Genomic DNA, 16,339 nt, shown 5'->3' on the forward strand with positions numbered 1-16,339 from the left:
TTTGAGTTTTATTTTGTGAGAAACTCACATGAGCAAAAGTAAAGCTGCTTTGCAGCGATTTTGCGAATGAGAGTCTGAATAAATACATCACTCAGATATCAACCCATCAGCATCAACCTTAGCGTTTGGTGAAATACTCTCAACATAGCTATACCCCGTTGCATCCACGCTGGTGCAGGCACCGCTTGCTGTAATAGGAATAATTCTGTAAGTAACATTGTCATTTTCATCTATAGAAAATTCTACAGCTCCACCACCGCCAGACTTTATATTCTGATTAAATATGAAATTTCCAAGACTGTAGAAAATCGGCTTGCCATTATACATTTCTACAGGCTGCAGGCAGTGGCTATGCATTCCGATAACTGCATCTGCGCCTGCATCAATAAACTTATGGCCGTCATTTGGCTGATAGCTTGTAAGCTCTGTTGTGTGCTCCACGCCCCAGTGAACCATAACAAAAAGATAATCCACCTGTGAGTCTGCAGCCTTTATAGCATTAAGCAAATCTGTCTCGTCATAGAAGCAAAACTCTCCTGGCTGAGAATTCAACACATTCCAGCTGCCTACAGGAATAACATGGCTTGCTGCAAGAAATCCATAGGTGCGCCCCTTTGCATCCGTCTTTACAATAAGCTTGCTGGCATCCTCTAAGCTACTTCCTGCACCAGTATAATCAATACCTGCATTTGCTAATGTAGTAAAGGTATCTGTGAGGGCATCTCTACCAAAATCCAAAACATGATTATTGGCAAGGCCTGCGATATCGACACCCAAATCATTTAATAAACTTACATATGATGGATTAACTCTAAATGTGTACTGCTTATCTGGAGCCTTCTGTCCTCTCTCAGAAAAACAGAACTCGTTATTAATCATAGTATATGTAGCATCTGTCAAAAGTGACTTTATCTCAGACGAAACAACACCATCTACACCTGCCCTGTTGTAATTAGACTGTACATATTCACTAAGCTCCACATCACCTGTGAATACAATCCTTGTGGTTAAGTCCTCTGGAGTAGGTGATGGTTCAACTGCTGAAGTAGCCGCAATGTCTGCATCCTCCAGTGTGATTTCTGATTCTTCTTCAGAATCGTCCTGGGCAGACTGCTCTATCGCTCCATTCTTCTCCTGAAACATTCCAAACAACTGCTGTCCTTTTTCCTCAAAAGGACCTCCTTCACCCAATGCATACCAGCCTGCCGCTAAAACAAGCACCAAAACTAGTAGAGTCTTAATCAGTGCCGAAAAAAACTTTTTCATATATCCCCCTTATTTAAACTGATTCTTTTCAGGATCATAGTGATAATCGATACTTCCTAACTTTGCCTTTAGCTCCTCCTCGTTAATTCCTGTATCATCTATCAATGCATATAAAGTAGTGTAATGATCTCTCAATGCTGTATTTACAACAGAAAGAAGCATTACTGGGTCTTTTGGAAAATTCATAATTGCACGACCTTTCATTAAACTTACTCTGTGTATTCTAGCATAAAATAAAAAAACATGGTAACATCATGGCAGTTTAGCAGGAGATATTAATATGATTTATAGAAAACAAAATGGCTACGATGCCTTTAAATGCATAGCTGATAAGTGTCCAAAAAGCTGCTGCGTGGGTTGGCAGATAATGATAGACGAAGATAGCATCAAAAAATACAAGAATACAGCTGGTGATTTTGGTGCCAGATTAAATGGCTCAATCAATTTTGAGGAGGGCTGCTTCAAGCAGAACAACACCCGCTGCGCAATGCTCAACAATAATGGTCTTTGTGATTTGCATTCTACACTTGGCGAGGATATGCTTTGCCACACCTGTAAAATGTTTCCAAGACATGTGGAGGAATTTCAGGATATTAGAGAATATTCACTTTCACTCTCCTGTCCAGAATTTACTCGCATGATTTCGGAGCCTGATTATGAATTCGCATTTACGGAATCAGAGGATGATGTTCTTGACGATCCTGAAGAGTTCGAGGATTATGATTTTCTTTTGTTTGATAAGCTTGAATATTCAAGAGATAAAATGCTTGAGCTCGCTGCCACCAAATCCATTTCACTTCAGGATAGAATGAGCTTAATAGGCGCCATGGGGCTAAAGCTCCAGCGCCTCTACGATGAAGGCTTAATTTTTGATATGGATGATGTTGATTTTGATGAAGAGTTTGACTGCGCAGGTACAGGTGCCTTACTTTCACTACCTTATTGCACTAAAAGCATGGATACTCTTCTAGAAATGGAAGTCCTTGAAGAATCTTGGCATGATTCTATTCGCAGTGCCCAAACATTTTGGAACGACAACTCCTCTGACTTCGTTACATGGAAAACTGCCATGTATCCAGAAGCTGCTACAGAATTCATATTTGAGAAGATATTTGAATCTCTTCTCTTTACATACTTCTGCGGTGCAGTGTATGACGGACAAATTTACGCCCGCACTATGATTGCAGTGCAAAGCACTCGCTGGCTTATGATGCTTTCCGCTGCAGATAAAAATACCCCTCTAAACCAGGTAATCTACCTGTACTCCAGAGAGGTGGAACATTCAGATTTAAATGTAAATGCACTTATTGAATTTTTTGAAGGCGAATTATAATGCTATATAATTCTATATAATTCTATATAATGCTATATAATTCTATATAATTCTATATAATTTATATAAAGCTATATAATTCAATATAATCACTCACTCATGAAAGGAGAACTGTTATGCCATTTATTGATTCAAAAATCACTGTTCCTGTTACAGCTGAGCTTAAGGAAGAGCTTAAGAGCGAACTAGGAAGACTTATCACAACTCTTAATAAAACTGAGACCTACCTTATGGTTGGTATCGATGATGCTTATGACCTTTGGCTTGGCGGAAAAAAGCTAGATAAAGGAGCTTATGTTTCTGTGAGTCTCTATGGTAATGCACCAAAAGAAGCTTACGATAAGCTTACTGGCCAGATTTGTGAGCTCTTTGCGGAAAAGCTTGGCATTCCAGGAAATTCAGTTTATGTTACCTATCATCCTGTATCAGATTGGGGATGGAACGGAAGCAACTTCTAAATCAAAATAAAGGACAGCCAAAAGCATTTAAGCTTAAGGCTGTCCATTTTAATTTTCTTATTTTCTTCCGCTACTTTTAAGCTCTTCTTCAAAGGCCTCTGGATTCTTAAGATAATAATCCTGATGTTCCTCCTCTGCCTTATAAAAAGACTTAAAAGGCTCTAATGCAATTTGAGTTTTTTTGCCAGAAGTCGCTTCAAGCTCTGCTATCTTCTCCTGTGCAAGCTTTAGCTCCTTTTCGTTTTGGTAATAAATAGCCAGTGTATAGGAAAATCCTTTATCAATAAACTGGCCTTCTCCATCAAATGGATCTACATTTGCCAAATAGATATCCAGCAATTTATCATAATCAACATTGCCTTCATCATAAGTCAATTCTATTGTCTCTCTGTGTCCAGTCTTCTGAGACTTTACATCCTCATAGGAAGGATTTACCTCATCACCACCAGAATAACCGCAAACAACAGAATCCACTCCGTAAATCTTATAAATTGGTGTGACGCACCAAAAGCACCCACCTGCAAAATACGCTTTCATAAATCTAATACCTACCAGTTCTTCTCAAAACCATCACTCAAAAACTTGTAATCATCAGCTCCGCCATCAATACTCAAAAACAGCTCTGCAATAGCACAGTTGTTGAAATCTACATCCCACAAAGCAGTTCTAGGTGTCTTTTTAATATACTCAAACATGCAATGGCTAAGAGCACCATGACTAACAAGAAGAAGTACATCATCCTCAGAAAAATCACCTGCTGAAATCATTCCGCGAACGCGTTCAACTATAGCACCTGCTCTTTTCACCACCTCATCATAGCCCTCGCCACCCTCTGGCGGGATGTAATCTGCTGGGGTATCAAAACACTGATGTAAAAATCCTGGGTCCTCTTCGCCCATATTTCTCTGCTCACAGACACCAAAAGCCATTTCGATAAGATTATCATCTGTCTCAATCTGGCTCATAGGAATGCCTGTAGCAAGGCTGCCGGTTTCTATAGCGCGCTCTAAAGGGCTGGAAATAATTCTTGTAACAACAATTCCCTGGCCATCTAAAAACTCCTTTGTCTGTCTGGCCTGCTGACGCCCCCTCTCATTGAGTGGAATGTCAGAGCTGCCCTGTAATCTTTTTTGAACATTTAAATCGGTCTGTCCGTGACGAAGTAATAATACTCTCAAATTAACACCTCATAGTCAATTTACTTAAAAATCTTAGCCGAAAACTTATCTACAATTTCCTTAACTACTCCATTCTCAAATGGTGTCTTAAGACCAACTTCCTTGAGCATGTTTGTATAGTAATCGCTGGCTGAGAGCTTGCAAAGGGCAAGATAATGCTCCCAAGCCTCCTTGTAATCCTCATCCATCCAAACCTTAAACTGCATTGCTACGATTGAAGCAAGTACATAATCAATGTAATAGAATGGCACATCAAAGATGTGAAGCTGCTTTTGCCAGAATCCACCAAGATTCCAGAACTCATTCTCAGAGAAATCAATGTATGGTCTGTACTGCTGCTCAAGCTTCTTCCATGTTTCCTTACGCTGGGCTGGAGTCATCTCTGGATTGTCGTATACGATATGCTGGAACTCATCAACCATTGTTCCGTATGGAAGGAAAGTGCTGGCATCCTCAATATGCATCTCGAAGTAATCCTCGTATCTGTCGCCAAAGAAATTCTTCATCCATCCGTATGTGAAATATTCCATAGACATAGAGTGAATCTCTGCTGTCTCCATACCAAGTTCATTGTGTTCTGTAACTTCGTCATTTCGAACCACATAAGCCTGGAAAGCATGACCGCACTCATGAGTGATAACATCAACATCTCCGCTTGTTCCATTGAAGTTAGCATAGATGAATGGCGCTTTGTAGTTTGGAAGATATGTCTGATATCCACCTGCAGCCTTATTCTTACGACCAAATACATCAAATAATTCATGCTCCATCATGAAGTTCATGAATTCCTTTGTCTCTGGGCTAAGCTCAGAGTACATATCCTGTCCGCTCTTAAGGATTTCCTCTGGAGTTCCGGTTGGCTTTGGATTTCCTTCATTGAAATATACACCAAGCTCTGTAGCCTGAAGCTTATCAAGGCCAAGTCTCTTGGCACGCTTTTCAGCAAGCTTTCCTACGAAAGGAACAAAGTATTCCTTAATCTGCTTTCTGAAATTCTCAACATCCTGAGGGCCATAGCTATTTCTGTGCATTCTACAATATGCAAGCTCTGTGTAAGAGTTGAAGCCAAGAAGCTTTGCCTGCTCAGTTCTGTTCTTAACCATCTTGTCATAGATTTCATCAATCTCAGGTGTTACGCTCATAAACCAGTCAGAAACAGCCTTCTGAGCCTTCTTTCTGACTTCTCTATCCTGATTTGTAGTGAATGGTGCCATAAGAGAAAGATTATACGTCTCACCCTCGTATTCAATCTTTGCTGTAGCAATAAGCTTGTCGTAGCGAGAAGCAAGAGCATTTTCCTCCTGCATAAGAGGAATTACTTCGTCATTAACAGACTTAGCATCAAGCTCAGCATTCTTGAAAAATACTGGACCAAGCTTTGTTTCGAGGTAATCCTTGTACTGAGACTTTGCAAGTACATTATTGTACTTGATAGTAGCGTTGCTTAATCTAGGGATAACCTCATCAAAGTAATCGTTCTCTTTCTCATAGAACTCATCTGTATTATCAGCATCATGTCTGATATATGCGATGTTATATGCTGTCTCAAAATCCTTTGAGAGCTTGTAAAAGTCCTTGTGAATCTCAAACTGCTCCTCACCTGATTTAGCAGCCTGCTGACGCTCGATGAGCTCAGCGATAGTCTTCTCAAATGCGTCAATATCAGGACGCTCATATGGTAAATCTTTAAACTTAAAATCCATAAACAAACTCTTCTCCTTTCAAATTTTCGCTAGGGGTTATTTTAGCATAAATAAAGGGCTGTGCACAATGCACAGCCCCTGTATTTGTTGATATTAAATCTCAGTTAATGGTGCAATCTGCTCAAGAACATGGTTCATATCCTCGAACATAAATCCCTTCTGTGTAATCAAGGTCTTAATATCTGAAATATCATTTGTAACATTATCAAAGTATCTTCTTGAATCGTCAATGTTATCAGAGATTGAATTGATTGAAGCCTCGCAATTTCCAAATACTTCACCCATCTGTTCGCTTTGCTCAGTAACCTCTTCAGCTACAGTCTTGATATTTCCAACAACCTCCTGCGTCTCAACAACTCTCTGGTGTGATGTCTCGATAGCTTCCTTTGTATGGCCTACCGACTCTACCAGACGGTTATTGTTTTCATCAAGCTCCTTCATACTATCAAATACAGATGTAACAACACTCTGAATCTCGGTTGAAAGATTTGTTACCTCGTCAGCAACAACGGCAAAGCCTCGTCCTGCCTCACCAGCACGGGCTGCTTCAATTGATGCATTAAGAGCAAGAAGATTTGTCTGCTTTGCAAAGCCACCAATCTGCTCTACCTTCTCACGAATATCATCAAAGCTCTTCTGGAATGCTGCAAACACTTCCTCCACCTCTGCGATGGTAGCTGATACATCTCCAGTACTCTGATCAACCTTTTCCATTCCATTATGTGAATCATCTGCTGTAACAACAAGCTTCTTTACAATATCATCAAAAGCATTTGTAATCTCTTCGATTGTCTGGAACTGCTCCCTGAAGCCATTTACTGAATCAGAGATATTGGTGTACTTTTCCTCAACAACTGAAAATGACTCACCGATTGTATCGATACCAGCAATTGTATTTGCCTCTTCCTGCTGCAGCTTTTCCTTTTGCTCAATTGAAAATCTACCAACCTCGCGAATTGCCTTCATGCGGCTTCTCATATCCACCTTCTTATCGGCACTTTCAGCAGCTTCAACTACTGGCTGTTCTACTTCTTTTTTTCTTCCGAATAATCCCATCTTGCACCTCCGTCTATTCGAAATACAAAGCATTTATTCAAACACTGCGCAAACCATAGTCTGGTTTACATGCTGCTTTTTGTACTGCTCTCCACCACCAACAACACCTACATGTGGGCCAACAGATTTCATTTCTCCTATAAAGGTGTCAAGATAGCCCTTATTTGAATATAGTAGATGACGATAAATACAATTTACCGAAAAGATGAGCGAAATTCGACTGTTTTCATCTCTAATCTTTCGACGTGTTTCTAAGCCAATCGCATCATAATCCTTAAGCTCCAAAACCTGAATGGAATCATTTTCATTAATCTTCTTATAGCTGATTAACGAACCATTTGCACCAACTTCATATGGGCTGGTAATGAATATCTGATCACCAATAACTCGTCCCAACGGATTCGTTAATACGTTATCTACAATTTCACCGCGGCTAACATTTGCATCCTGACAATAAACATCTGCTGCTGGACGGCCATCCAAAGAAACCAATTCCTTAGCACCAAGATTAACCTTTGTAGCAATATGTGTAACAGGACAATCCATTGGACCATATATATTTTCGGAATAAGTTCTAATTTTTCCGGACTTATTCTTTAAAAGAGCATAGCAACACGCATCAGCGTAAAGCTGTCCATTTACTAATACCTTTGGAGTATATCCTGCAGGATATCCAAATACAGTTCCGCCTACGATAGGAATACGAGCTCGCTCTAAGGCTACGTTCAATGTAGTTACAAGACGTTCCTCGTCATTCGTACAGAATTCAAGGCAAATCGTATTACTATCACCAGCTTGGATTTTCGAAACCTTCTCTTCCATTGCAGGAACATCAAACATCGGTGCAGATGAAAGATTGCGGATTACTCCAACTTCTGCATCCACATCACTTCCAAAAGATAAAAGCATCATTCTCTTGTCAGATGATGTATCATAATATGAAATTGTTCCTGAACCAATCAATGGAACATTAGGATACCTATCCGAAATAATTTTTGCCGCTTTCTCAAACTGGTCGAAAGAAGCTAATAATACCAATAATTTAGGTGAACCAGCCTTAGAACACACTTCAGCCACAGCTGCTTCAACGTCCGATTTTAAAGATGTTCCTATAGAAATTTGCATAAAAACCCCTTTCTGTGTAATATCCCACGATTAGATTCTAGCACAGAAAGGGGCTTATCCTTATTTTTTCACATTATATTCAATAATATTTAACAAAAAGTCAATACAGCGGGAAAGCTAGGCCCATGCAAATTACTTTCAGCAATGGGCCTGCTGTAGCAAGCTATTCGTACCTTAAGGCATCGATAGGATTAAGCTTGGCAGCCTTGTTAGCTGGGTAATATCCGAAGAAGATACCAATAGCCATTGAGAATCCAACCGCGATTATGATGCTTGAAACAGATACTGTTGCATCGTATCCCATCAGCTTAACAGCAACCATACCAAGAGCAACACCAAAGAAGATTCCGATGATACCACCAATTACGCAGATAACCACTGATTCAGTGATGAACTGAAGTCGGATAGATGAGTTAGTAGCACCAAGAGCCTTTCTTGTACCGATTTCTTTAGTACGCTCTGTAATAGAAACAAGCATGATGTTCATAACACCGATACCACCAACCACAAGGGAAATACCGGCTATAACTGAAAGTGCCAACTGAATCATACCAATCATAGTATTCATCTGATCCATCATAGATGCCATACTGATGGCAGCGACCTCATATGCATCGTTTCTAGAATAGAAATTTACATTAAAGTAGTCTCTAACAGTGGTTACGAATGTATTGTTATCCGTATTTACGGAAGTAACCAGCGTGATGTAATCAAATCCCTTATTTGCTGTATGATTAATCTTTCTAGCAGCATCTAATGGAACCATAACTTCTGTGGTAGGGTTGTCTGATTCACCAAATGAAAACTGTTCTGCCACATACTTATAAACACCTACAACATAGAAATCATAGAAAGCTCCGTTGTCCATGACAACTTCAATTTCCTGTCCTATAACGGCATCATTATCGCCCTTGTAAAGACGTTCAACAAGCTTATCTGAAACCATACATACATCTTTTCCTTCTTTATAGTCCTGATGTATAAAGTTTCGTCCTGCTAAGAGTTCTTTATCGTTAAATTCCATGTAATCTCTGTTATAACCAACGATTTTTGTCTTAGCACTTTTTCCATTTTCGGTAACCTTGCTGGAAGAATAATAATCACCAACAGATTCAGTCAAAAGAACATACTTAATATCGTCTTTATATTCATCTGTAAAGGATTTAATCATATCCTTTGTGATAAGGTCATCATCTGTCATTTCTCTTACGTTACCTGAGCCGTAATTCATTCCAGATTCATCCTGTTTATCATCAGTAGATTTTTGCATTACACCTACCTGAAGGTTGTTCGCACCCATGCCCTGCATTGTGGTATTAACAATATTGGTAATAGAATTACCAACTGTCATTATCGCAATTACGGATGCAATACCGATAATGATTCCAAGCATTGTAAGCAAGGAACGCATTATATTAGCTCTAAGTCCTGCTAATGCAACGAGGACGTTCTCTGTAAATAACATTATGCGCCCTCCTTTTCTTTTAAGCCATTCCAGTTTCCTGTTGATTCTCCGATGATGTTTCCATCCTTAAGAGTTATAATTCTCTGAGTCTCCTGTGAAAGTTCTGGCGAGTGAGTGATGAGAACAATTGTCTTGCCCTGTTCTTCGTGGAGTCTGTGGAAGATATCCATAATAAGACGTCCAGTAGCAGAATCAAGGGCACCTGTAGGCTCATCAGCAAGAATGATTGCAGGGTCATTAGCCATAGCTCTGGCAATTGCCACACGCTGCTTCTGTCCACCTGAAAGCTCATCCGGCTTATGCATCATTCTGTCTGTCATCTCTACCTGCTCAAGAAGCATCTTTGCTCGCTCTGTTCGCTCTGCTCTTCCCATTCCTGCATACATCATAGGAAGCTCTACATTTTTCAAAGCACTTGTTCTTGCAATAAGATTGTAAGTCTGGAAAACGAAGCCAATCTTTTTATTCCTAAGTGCTGAAAGCTCGTGATCCTTTGCCTTCTCAATATCAATACCATCAAGGGAGTATTCGCCTGCTGTAGGTCTGTCCAAGGCACCAATGATATTCATCAATGTGGATTTACCAGAACCAGACTGACCAACAATGGAAACAAATTCCCCTTTGTTAACTGTAAAATTCAATCCATGGAGTACCTCAAATTCATTTGGGGTTCCAATGAAGAAGCTTTTATGTATATTGCGAAGGTCCAGCATAATATTTTCTGCCATAAAAACCTCCTAATTATTCAAAATAAATGTAATCCATTACGTCAGTACTTGGTCCATCATCAACGATTGCTTCTACAGTCATACCCTTCTTAAGTCCGTCGCCCTTAACCTCTACATAGTAATCACTTTCAAGTCCCTTTGTAACAGTAATGTCCTTCTTTTTTCCGTCATCATCAATTGTAGTTACGAAGAAGGTACCATCCTTCTCATTCTTCTGAACACAGTCATAAGGAACACAGATTGCATTCTTTACAGAATCAAGAATAACGCTTGCCTTTGCTGTCATACCAACACGCATTCTGCTGTCGTTGTCATTCATTTTTATCTTTACTTTATATGATGGTACGCTGCTACCTGTCTGCCCCTGATTAGCACCGATTGCACTCTCTGATGCAAGTGATACGAAAGTAACCTCTCCATCAAATGTCTCATCTTCAGTAGCTTCAAACTTAACCTTTGCTGGAAGACCATTTTCAATCTTTGCAATGTCATACTCGTTTACTGTAGCTTCTACAACAAATCCGCTTGTATCTGCAATCGTAAATACGGTATTACCCTGAGCGTAGTTATTGCCCTCTGTAACATTCATTGTGATGATGTAGCCTGAGATAGGTGCTGAAACATGTGTTGCATCCTTGCTCTCATATACATCTTCCTTTGCATCCACCTGAGTGTAGTTCTGTGAGAACTGCTGCTTAAGCTGTGCAAGTTCAATCTGCATCTGCGCTTTTTCAATTGAGTCTTCCCAAGTTTCAAGCTCATCTTCTTTTGCCTCATATTCTTCAATAGTGAAGCCATAGCGAGCTTTTATTACACCATTCTGCTCTTCGTATTTTTCTGATTCACCAGAATATGGATCCTTTTGACCATTTTCAAAATGAAGCTTTACAGCATCATAATAAACTCGATATTTTTCAAGCCATTCTTTTCTTTCATCTATCTTCTTCTGAGTATCAGTAATTGTCTTCTGAAGATCTGAAATATCCTGAGCGCTCTGTTTGTTTTCAATATTATACTGTGCATTCAACTCAGTAATTTTTCTATCAAAATCATCTCCATCGAACTCAACAACAACAGAACCAGCCTCAACATAATCACCTACTTCGTAGTTGATTTTCTTAACCTTGATACCAGTCATAGTGCCACCGATAGTAGAAGTAACCTTTGCAGTCTCTGTGGCAGTAAGTGTTCCAGTAACACTAACAGATTTCTGCAAATCCATCTGATCTACTGTAGCTGTAACAGGCTGATTTGCCTGCTCCTCAAGAATCGCCTGTGCCTGCTTTACTCTGTAACGAACAAATAAAACAACTGCAAGCACAATCACAAGAATGATAATCAGCTTTATATGCTTCTTTAAGAAGCGGCCGATTTTTCCAAAAACTTTTTTCACTGTTCCCATAAAAATTCAATCCTCCATTAAACTGATAACTTGTTTTCCATAATCCATGCTGTTATGAAATATATGATTGCTGTTAGCACTACGTAAAAACCTACGTTTGAAACAAGTCTCACAGATGAGAAAACGTAATAAACTCCAAATAAACCATCATGTAACTTGTCTACCAAAATCGCAATTACGATAAAAGCTATAAAGCTAAGTAAACCATTAAATTTATTACCGTTTAAAAGTGTGGCACATATAACTACAGCGAGATATCCAACACAAATCAAATATACCCAAGATAAAACTGTATCTAAGCCAGCCATTACAAATGTCTGATATGTAAATGCTTCCCTGTTTCCGGTAATGATAAGCCCTAACATATCAATGATTCCCTGAATGTCTTCATATTTAACTACCAGAATCATTATGTCTGCCATGGCAAGCGCCATGAAAAACATTCCCGACAGGAAAACGGAGCCACAGTTTTCAAGTACCTTAGAACCTAAAATCTTATAGCTGCTGTTAGGGGTCATAAATAGCATATAGCTTTGCTTAGTATTAATATCCTTACTAAGAACATGAATGCTATAAACACCTATTAAAAACAATCCGCAAATTGTTGTAAGTATAAGACCAAAAACGCCTACAGACCAAACATCTTCATTCATGCTAAACACACCGAATAAAAACATCAGCTCAAAGAAGGCTGTGAAGCAAAGGACAAAGCCCTTCATCTTCCATGATTTTCTAAATTCATATTTCATCAGGTTAAGCATTAGCAAGCACCTCCAATCTCAGCTGAACCATAGATATCTCTATACTTATCAGCCAAAGAAACACACTGTTTAACTCTTAATTCCTCTACCTCGTATACATCCACAAGATGAGAGTTATTAATAAAGATTGCATAATCAACAACTGATTCCAGCTCTTCAACAAGGTGACTTGATACTAAAAGTATCTTGTCCTCTCCAGCATGTCTGATGATTGCGTTTAAAACCTCATCTCTCGCAAGAAGATCGATTCCATTAAGTGGCTCATCAAGCATATAAACTTTAGCATCTCTTGCCATGGTCACTGCGACCTTAAGCTTAGCAAGCATACCAGATGAAAGTGCCTTACATTTAAGATTCTTCTCAAGCTTCATCTCCACAAGCATTTCATCAAATGCTTCCATTGAAAAATCTTCAAAGAAATCATCGTAATAGTTTCCAACATCGCCGATTGTCATCCAATCATAAAAATATGGTTCGGTAGACATATAAGCGATGTGCTTTCTACTTTCCACGTTTACTGGCACGTTATTGTATTTAATAACCCCAGATGTTGGCTTTATAAGTCCTGCAGCCATCTTCATCCAGGTAGTCTTACCACTTCCATTTGGTCCAAGCATAGCGTAAATATGTCCCGGCTCAAGCTTTAGGGAAATGCTATCCACTGCTGTCTTGCCAAGAAATTTTTTAGTAACCTCAAAGCTTTCTAACATTTCTACTTCCTCCGTTATTTAGTTGTTTTAATCATTTCGATTGCCTCTTCCCTGGAAATACCAAGTTCTGAAATACTCTTAAGGAATTCATTGAGACAACCCTGAGCCATTTCATGACGACATTCTTTAATTTTTGATTCATCATCAGTCACGAATGTCCCCATTCCTCTTTTGGTGTAGCAAACCCCTTCTCGTTCAAGCTCCTGATAAACCCTTGCTGCAGTATTAGGATTGATAGTGTACTGTACTGCAAGATCACGGCTGGAAGGGAGTTTCTCACCTGTCCTGATACGCTCATTTATAATGTCCAGCTTTATCGAATCGATAACCTGCATATAAATGGGTGTTTTTGAATCATACTGCATAATTAATACTCCTCTTTTCTTGTCGCGTGAGTTAGTATTGTGTACCTCTGTACTCGTGTACTATGTGTATAGTACACTATGGCATTCACACTGTCAATCCCCTTATCTTCAATTTCAAATAAAAATTACCACATAAAAATAAAACAGGGCAGAATCCCACTGATTCCACTCTGTTTTACACTTATTTACATTATTAAATTTAAGCCTTCTTTGTGTCAGACCAATACATACTCTTGAATTCTGTAGGTGTACATCCCTTTTGTATCTTGAACATACGTATGAAGGATGAGATTGATGTGAAGCCACAGTTAAGAGCCACATCAGTAACAGATACCCCTGGCTCCACCAAAAGCTCCTGAGCTTTAGCTATACGCTTTTGATTTACGTATTTATAGAAGCTAGTGCCAGTGAACTGCTTAAACAATCTCTCGAAATAGAACTTACTAAACCCGCTCATATCAGCAATATCATCTAGCTTTAAATCTTCCGAACAGTGGGCATTTATGTAATCGCAAATCTCCATAAATTTAGGCGCATACTCTTCTTTTACAATAGGATTGTAATCTGTGTTTACATTATTATTAGAATAGTTTGTTCCTATTAATACTAACATCTTAAGAAGCTGACTATAGATATTCACCTCTGAGAAAGGATTATTTTCCATATATTCCTCTCGGATGTTAATAAGCATCTCCTTAATTGTATCGTGAATATCTGGGTACTCCTCTGGTGTGATAACACAATAAGGCGACATTATTGAAAATAAAATCTCTACCTCCCTCATAAATCTAAGAGTGGTGGTGTTAGGTTGGAAAATAATACGACGACCTGTAGGCGGTGCAATAATAGAATGAACACAACCTGGACAGACGATACAGATATCTCCCTCGCGAAGCTCAACCTCCGTATTTGAAAAAACCATCTTATATCCATTTTCTACCGGCATTACAATTTCAATAGCAGGATGCCAGTGCATAGGATAATCTTCATATTGTGTATTATCGTAAAGTTTTAACCCCGTGCTTTGCTTATAATTCACGGTTTCAAAGATGCCGTCTAAGCTTTCTATCATATAATTCTTCTCCCTTAAAAACTACGCCTTTCCGCCAAGGCAATAATTGATAACTAATTTCCGTTATAATTTTTGCTCTTATTCGAGCTAAAATCAAGTTTTTTCAAATAATTGCTCAACAAATTTAAGCATTTTGTTCATCTTATCATTTTTGGTACTTTATTTTTAGTAATTATGCACAATTTCTGAAGAAATTTTATCTATACTTGAGCAATTTTTGATAACTAATCAACAACATTTTTAATGATTGTGTTAAAATTGTGTGTTAAATTAAAAGTAACAAAACAGTTAACAGACAAATGGGACAGAAAAGCAAATAGGGGGCTTATCATTTGTCTAAAAAAGGAGGAGACGTAATGAAAAAGAAATTACTTGCGACTTTAATGTCAGCAATGATGATCGCTTCTGTATTTACAGGTTGCGGTGCATCAGGCGGATCATCTGATTCAGCTTCTAGCTCAGGTTCAGACGGTTCAGCAGATGGGGTTCAGGAAATCACCTGGATGTTCTGGGATGATTTGGATGCCACACAGGATCTTATCTCTCTTGGATACAAGGAGAACGTTGAAAGATTCAACAAGGATTATGAGGGTAAGTATCACGTAAACGTTGTTACAACAAACCTCGAAGAGTACTATGACAAGTTAAATGCGTTAGTAGCTGCTGGGGAAACACCTGACGTATTTATTGTCAGCCCAGGTCCACAGCTTACCGATTATGTAGCACCTGGTATCGCTGCTCCACTTGATGACTATCTTGCGCAGGATGGATGGAAAGATACATTCACAAGTGATGCAGTATTCACACAGCAGACATATGACGGCAAGATTTATGCTGTACCTCTTAACACAGCTGCAGCTTGCTGCTTCTATAACACAGAGATGTTCGAAAAAGCTGGTGTAGAAGTTCCTAAGAACTGGGATGAAATGCTTGACGCTTGCGAAAAGCTTCAGTCAGCAGGATTTACACCAATCACAATTTCAGCTGGTACAGCATGGTGCCTTTCAATGGTAGCTGGTTACCTTTGCGAAGCTGAAGGCGTAGACCTTTCTAAGCTTGCAGATGGTTCTGCTTCTTGGGAGGATGGAAAGCTTGAGGCAGCTGCAACAAAGCTTCTTGACCTTTCTAAGTACTTCCAGCCTACAGCAGCTGGTGACACAAACGACGTTGCTACAGCAAACTTCTACAACGAAGAAGCTGCTATCCTTATCCAGGGTTCTTGGGCAATCGGTCAGATCAACGGCGAGAACCCAGAGTTCGAGTCTAAGTGTGGTGTATTCCAGTTCCCAGGTGTACAGAGACTTATCGCTAAGTCTGATTCACTTTGCATGAGCTCATCAACAAAGTCTCCTGAGGCTTGCGCTGCATTCATGAAGTACTTCACAGATGACACAGCTCAGAAGTACACAGCAGAAGTTGGTGGAAAGATTCCTGTAACAAAGGTTGAATATGATGCTTCAGCAGCACCTGCTCAGCTTGCTTACGTAATGGATATCTTTGAGAACGCAAAGGGTACATTCGGATTCTACAATGAGTCAATGCCTACAACAGAGACAGGCTCACACTTCGATGACACAATGGTATCAGTATTCCTTGGTGATATGACACCTGCTGAGGCTGCTACCGACATGGAAGAGTTCTATCAGGCAAACTGCCGATAACATTCTTTTTCTTCAATACCTTTATTGTATATAGGGGCGCAACTTCCCTGCGCCCC

At 39.4% G+C, this 16,339-nt stretch carries 17 protein-coding genes; 3 read left to right on the plus strand and 14 right to left on the minus strand.

Features of this window, described 5'->3' with window-relative positions; translation table 11 throughout:
- Nucleotides 1-87: 87 nt before the first annotated feature.
- Complete coding sequence (locus BUA88_RS05480) at nucleotides 88-1,266, minus strand: CapA family protein (protein WP_072913825.1); 1,179 nt, start codon at nucleotides 1,264-1,266, stop codon at nucleotides 88-90.
- Nucleotides 1,267-1,275: 9 nt separating this feature from the next.
- Nucleotides 1,276-1,452: a DUF4250 domain-containing protein gene (locus tag BUA88_RS05485; protein WP_072914070.1), complete on the minus strand. Its 177-nt coding sequence runs from the start codon at nucleotides 1,450-1,452 to the stop codon at nucleotides 1,276-1,278.
- Nucleotides 1,453-1,546: 94 nt separating this feature from the next.
- Between BUA88_RS05485 and fliB the strand changes: the two genes are divergently transcribed.
- Complete coding sequence (gene fliB / locus BUA88_RS05490) at nucleotides 1,547-2,599, plus strand: flagellin lysine-N-methylase (RefSeq protein WP_072913828.1); 1,053 nt, start codon at nucleotides 1,547-1,549, stop codon at nucleotides 2,597-2,599.
- Nucleotides 2,600-2,715: 116 nt separating this feature from the next.
- Nucleotides 2,716-3,057 (plus strand): phenylpyruvate tautomerase MIF-related protein, encoded by a 342-nt coding sequence (locus BUA88_RS05495; RefSeq protein WP_072913831.1) that lies wholly within the window; start codon nucleotides 2,716-2,718, stop codon nucleotides 3,055-3,057.
- Nucleotides 3,058-3,114: 57 nt separating this feature from the next.
- Here the strand turns inward: BUA88_RS05495 and msrA are convergent, their stop codons facing one another.
- From msrA to BUA88_RS05555, 12 genes are all read right to left on the minus strand, one after another.
- Nucleotides 3,115-3,594, minus strand: coding sequence for a peptide-methionine (S)-S-oxide reductase MsrA (gene msrA / locus BUA88_RS05500; RefSeq protein ID WP_072913835.1), 480 nt, complete (start codon nucleotides 3,592-3,594; stop codon nucleotides 3,115-3,117).
- A gap of 11 nt (nucleotides 3,595-3,605) precedes the next feature.
- On the minus strand, nucleotides 3,606-4,235 hold the full coding sequence (locus tag BUA88_RS05505) for a histidine phosphatase family protein (protein WP_072913839.1): 630 nt from the start codon (nucleotides 4,233-4,235) through the stop codon (nucleotides 3,606-3,608).
- Nucleotides 4,236-4,255: 20 nt separating this feature from the next.
- Nucleotides 4,256-5,938: a M3 family oligoendopeptidase gene (locus BUA88_RS05510; protein ID WP_072913843.1), complete on the minus strand. Its 1,683-nt coding sequence runs from the start codon at nucleotides 5,936-5,938 to the stop codon at nucleotides 4,256-4,258.
- A gap of 93 nt (nucleotides 5,939-6,031) precedes the next feature.
- Nucleotides 6,032-6,994: a methyl-accepting chemotaxis protein gene (locus tag BUA88_RS05515; RefSeq protein WP_072913848.1), complete on the minus strand. Its 963-nt coding sequence runs from the start codon at nucleotides 6,992-6,994 to the stop codon at nucleotides 6,032-6,034.
- Nucleotides 6,995-7,027: 33 nt separating this feature from the next.
- The gene (locus BUA88_RS05520) at nucleotides 7,028-8,119 is read right to left on the minus strand and encodes an FIST N-terminal domain-containing protein (protein ID WP_072913852.1); all 1,092 of its coding nucleotides are present in this window, start codon (nucleotides 8,117-8,119) and stop codon (nucleotides 7,028-7,030) included.
- Between the two features lie 163 nt (nucleotides 8,120-8,282).
- Nucleotides 8,283-9,584, minus strand: a complete 1,302-nt coding sequence (locus BUA88_RS05525; RefSeq protein WP_072913856.1) for an ABC transporter permease — start codon at nucleotides 9,582-9,584, stop codon at nucleotides 8,283-8,285.
- Nucleotides 9,584-10,312 (minus strand): ABC transporter ATP-binding protein, encoded by a 729-nt coding sequence (locus BUA88_RS05530; protein WP_072913860.1) that lies wholly within the window; start codon nucleotides 10,310-10,312, stop codon nucleotides 9,584-9,586. The genes BUA88_RS05525 and BUA88_RS05530 overlap by 1 nt, the downstream gene beginning before the upstream one ends.
- 13 nt (nucleotides 10,313-10,325) lie before the next feature.
- Complete coding sequence (locus tag BUA88_RS05535) at nucleotides 10,326-11,714, minus strand: efflux RND transporter periplasmic adaptor subunit (protein WP_072913864.1); 1,389 nt, start codon at nucleotides 11,712-11,714, stop codon at nucleotides 10,326-10,328.
- 17 nt (nucleotides 11,715-11,731) lie between these two features.
- The gene (locus BUA88_RS05540) at nucleotides 11,732-12,475 is read right to left on the minus strand and encodes a hypothetical protein (protein WP_072913869.1); all 744 of its coding nucleotides are present in this window, start codon (nucleotides 12,473-12,475) and stop codon (nucleotides 11,732-11,734) included.
- Nucleotides 12,475-13,185: an ABC transporter ATP-binding protein gene (locus BUA88_RS05545; protein ID WP_072913872.1), complete on the minus strand. Its 711-nt coding sequence runs from the start codon at nucleotides 13,183-13,185 to the stop codon at nucleotides 12,475-12,477. Before BUA88_RS05545 ends, BUA88_RS05540 begins: the two co-directional genes overlap by 1 nt.
- 14 nt (nucleotides 13,186-13,199) lie before the next feature.
- The gene (locus BUA88_RS05550; RefSeq protein ID WP_072913876.1) at nucleotides 13,200-13,550 is read right to left on the minus strand and encodes a GntR family transcriptional regulator; all 351 of its coding nucleotides are present in this window, start codon (nucleotides 13,548-13,550) and stop codon (nucleotides 13,200-13,202) included.
- Nucleotides 13,551-13,749: 199 nt separating this feature from the next.
- Nucleotides 13,750-14,622 (minus strand): helix-turn-helix domain-containing protein, encoded by an 873-nt coding sequence (locus BUA88_RS05555; protein ID WP_072913879.1) that lies wholly within the window; start codon nucleotides 14,620-14,622, stop codon nucleotides 13,750-13,752.
- A gap of 356 nt (nucleotides 14,623-14,978) precedes the next feature.
- Between BUA88_RS05555 and BUA88_RS05560 the strand changes: the two genes are divergently transcribed.
- A complete protein-coding gene (locus BUA88_RS05560) occupies nucleotides 14,979-16,283 on the plus strand; it encodes an ABC transporter substrate-binding protein (protein WP_072913884.1) in 1,305 nt (434 codons plus the stop codon).
- Nucleotides 16,284-16,339: the final 56 nt, after the last annotated feature.

This window comes from Pseudobutyrivibrio xylanivorans DSM 14809 (genome assembly GCF_900141825.1).
GTDB classification, from domain to species: Bacteria; Bacillota; Clostridia; order Lachnospirales; family Lachnospiraceae; genus Pseudobutyrivibrio; species Pseudobutyrivibrio xylanivorans.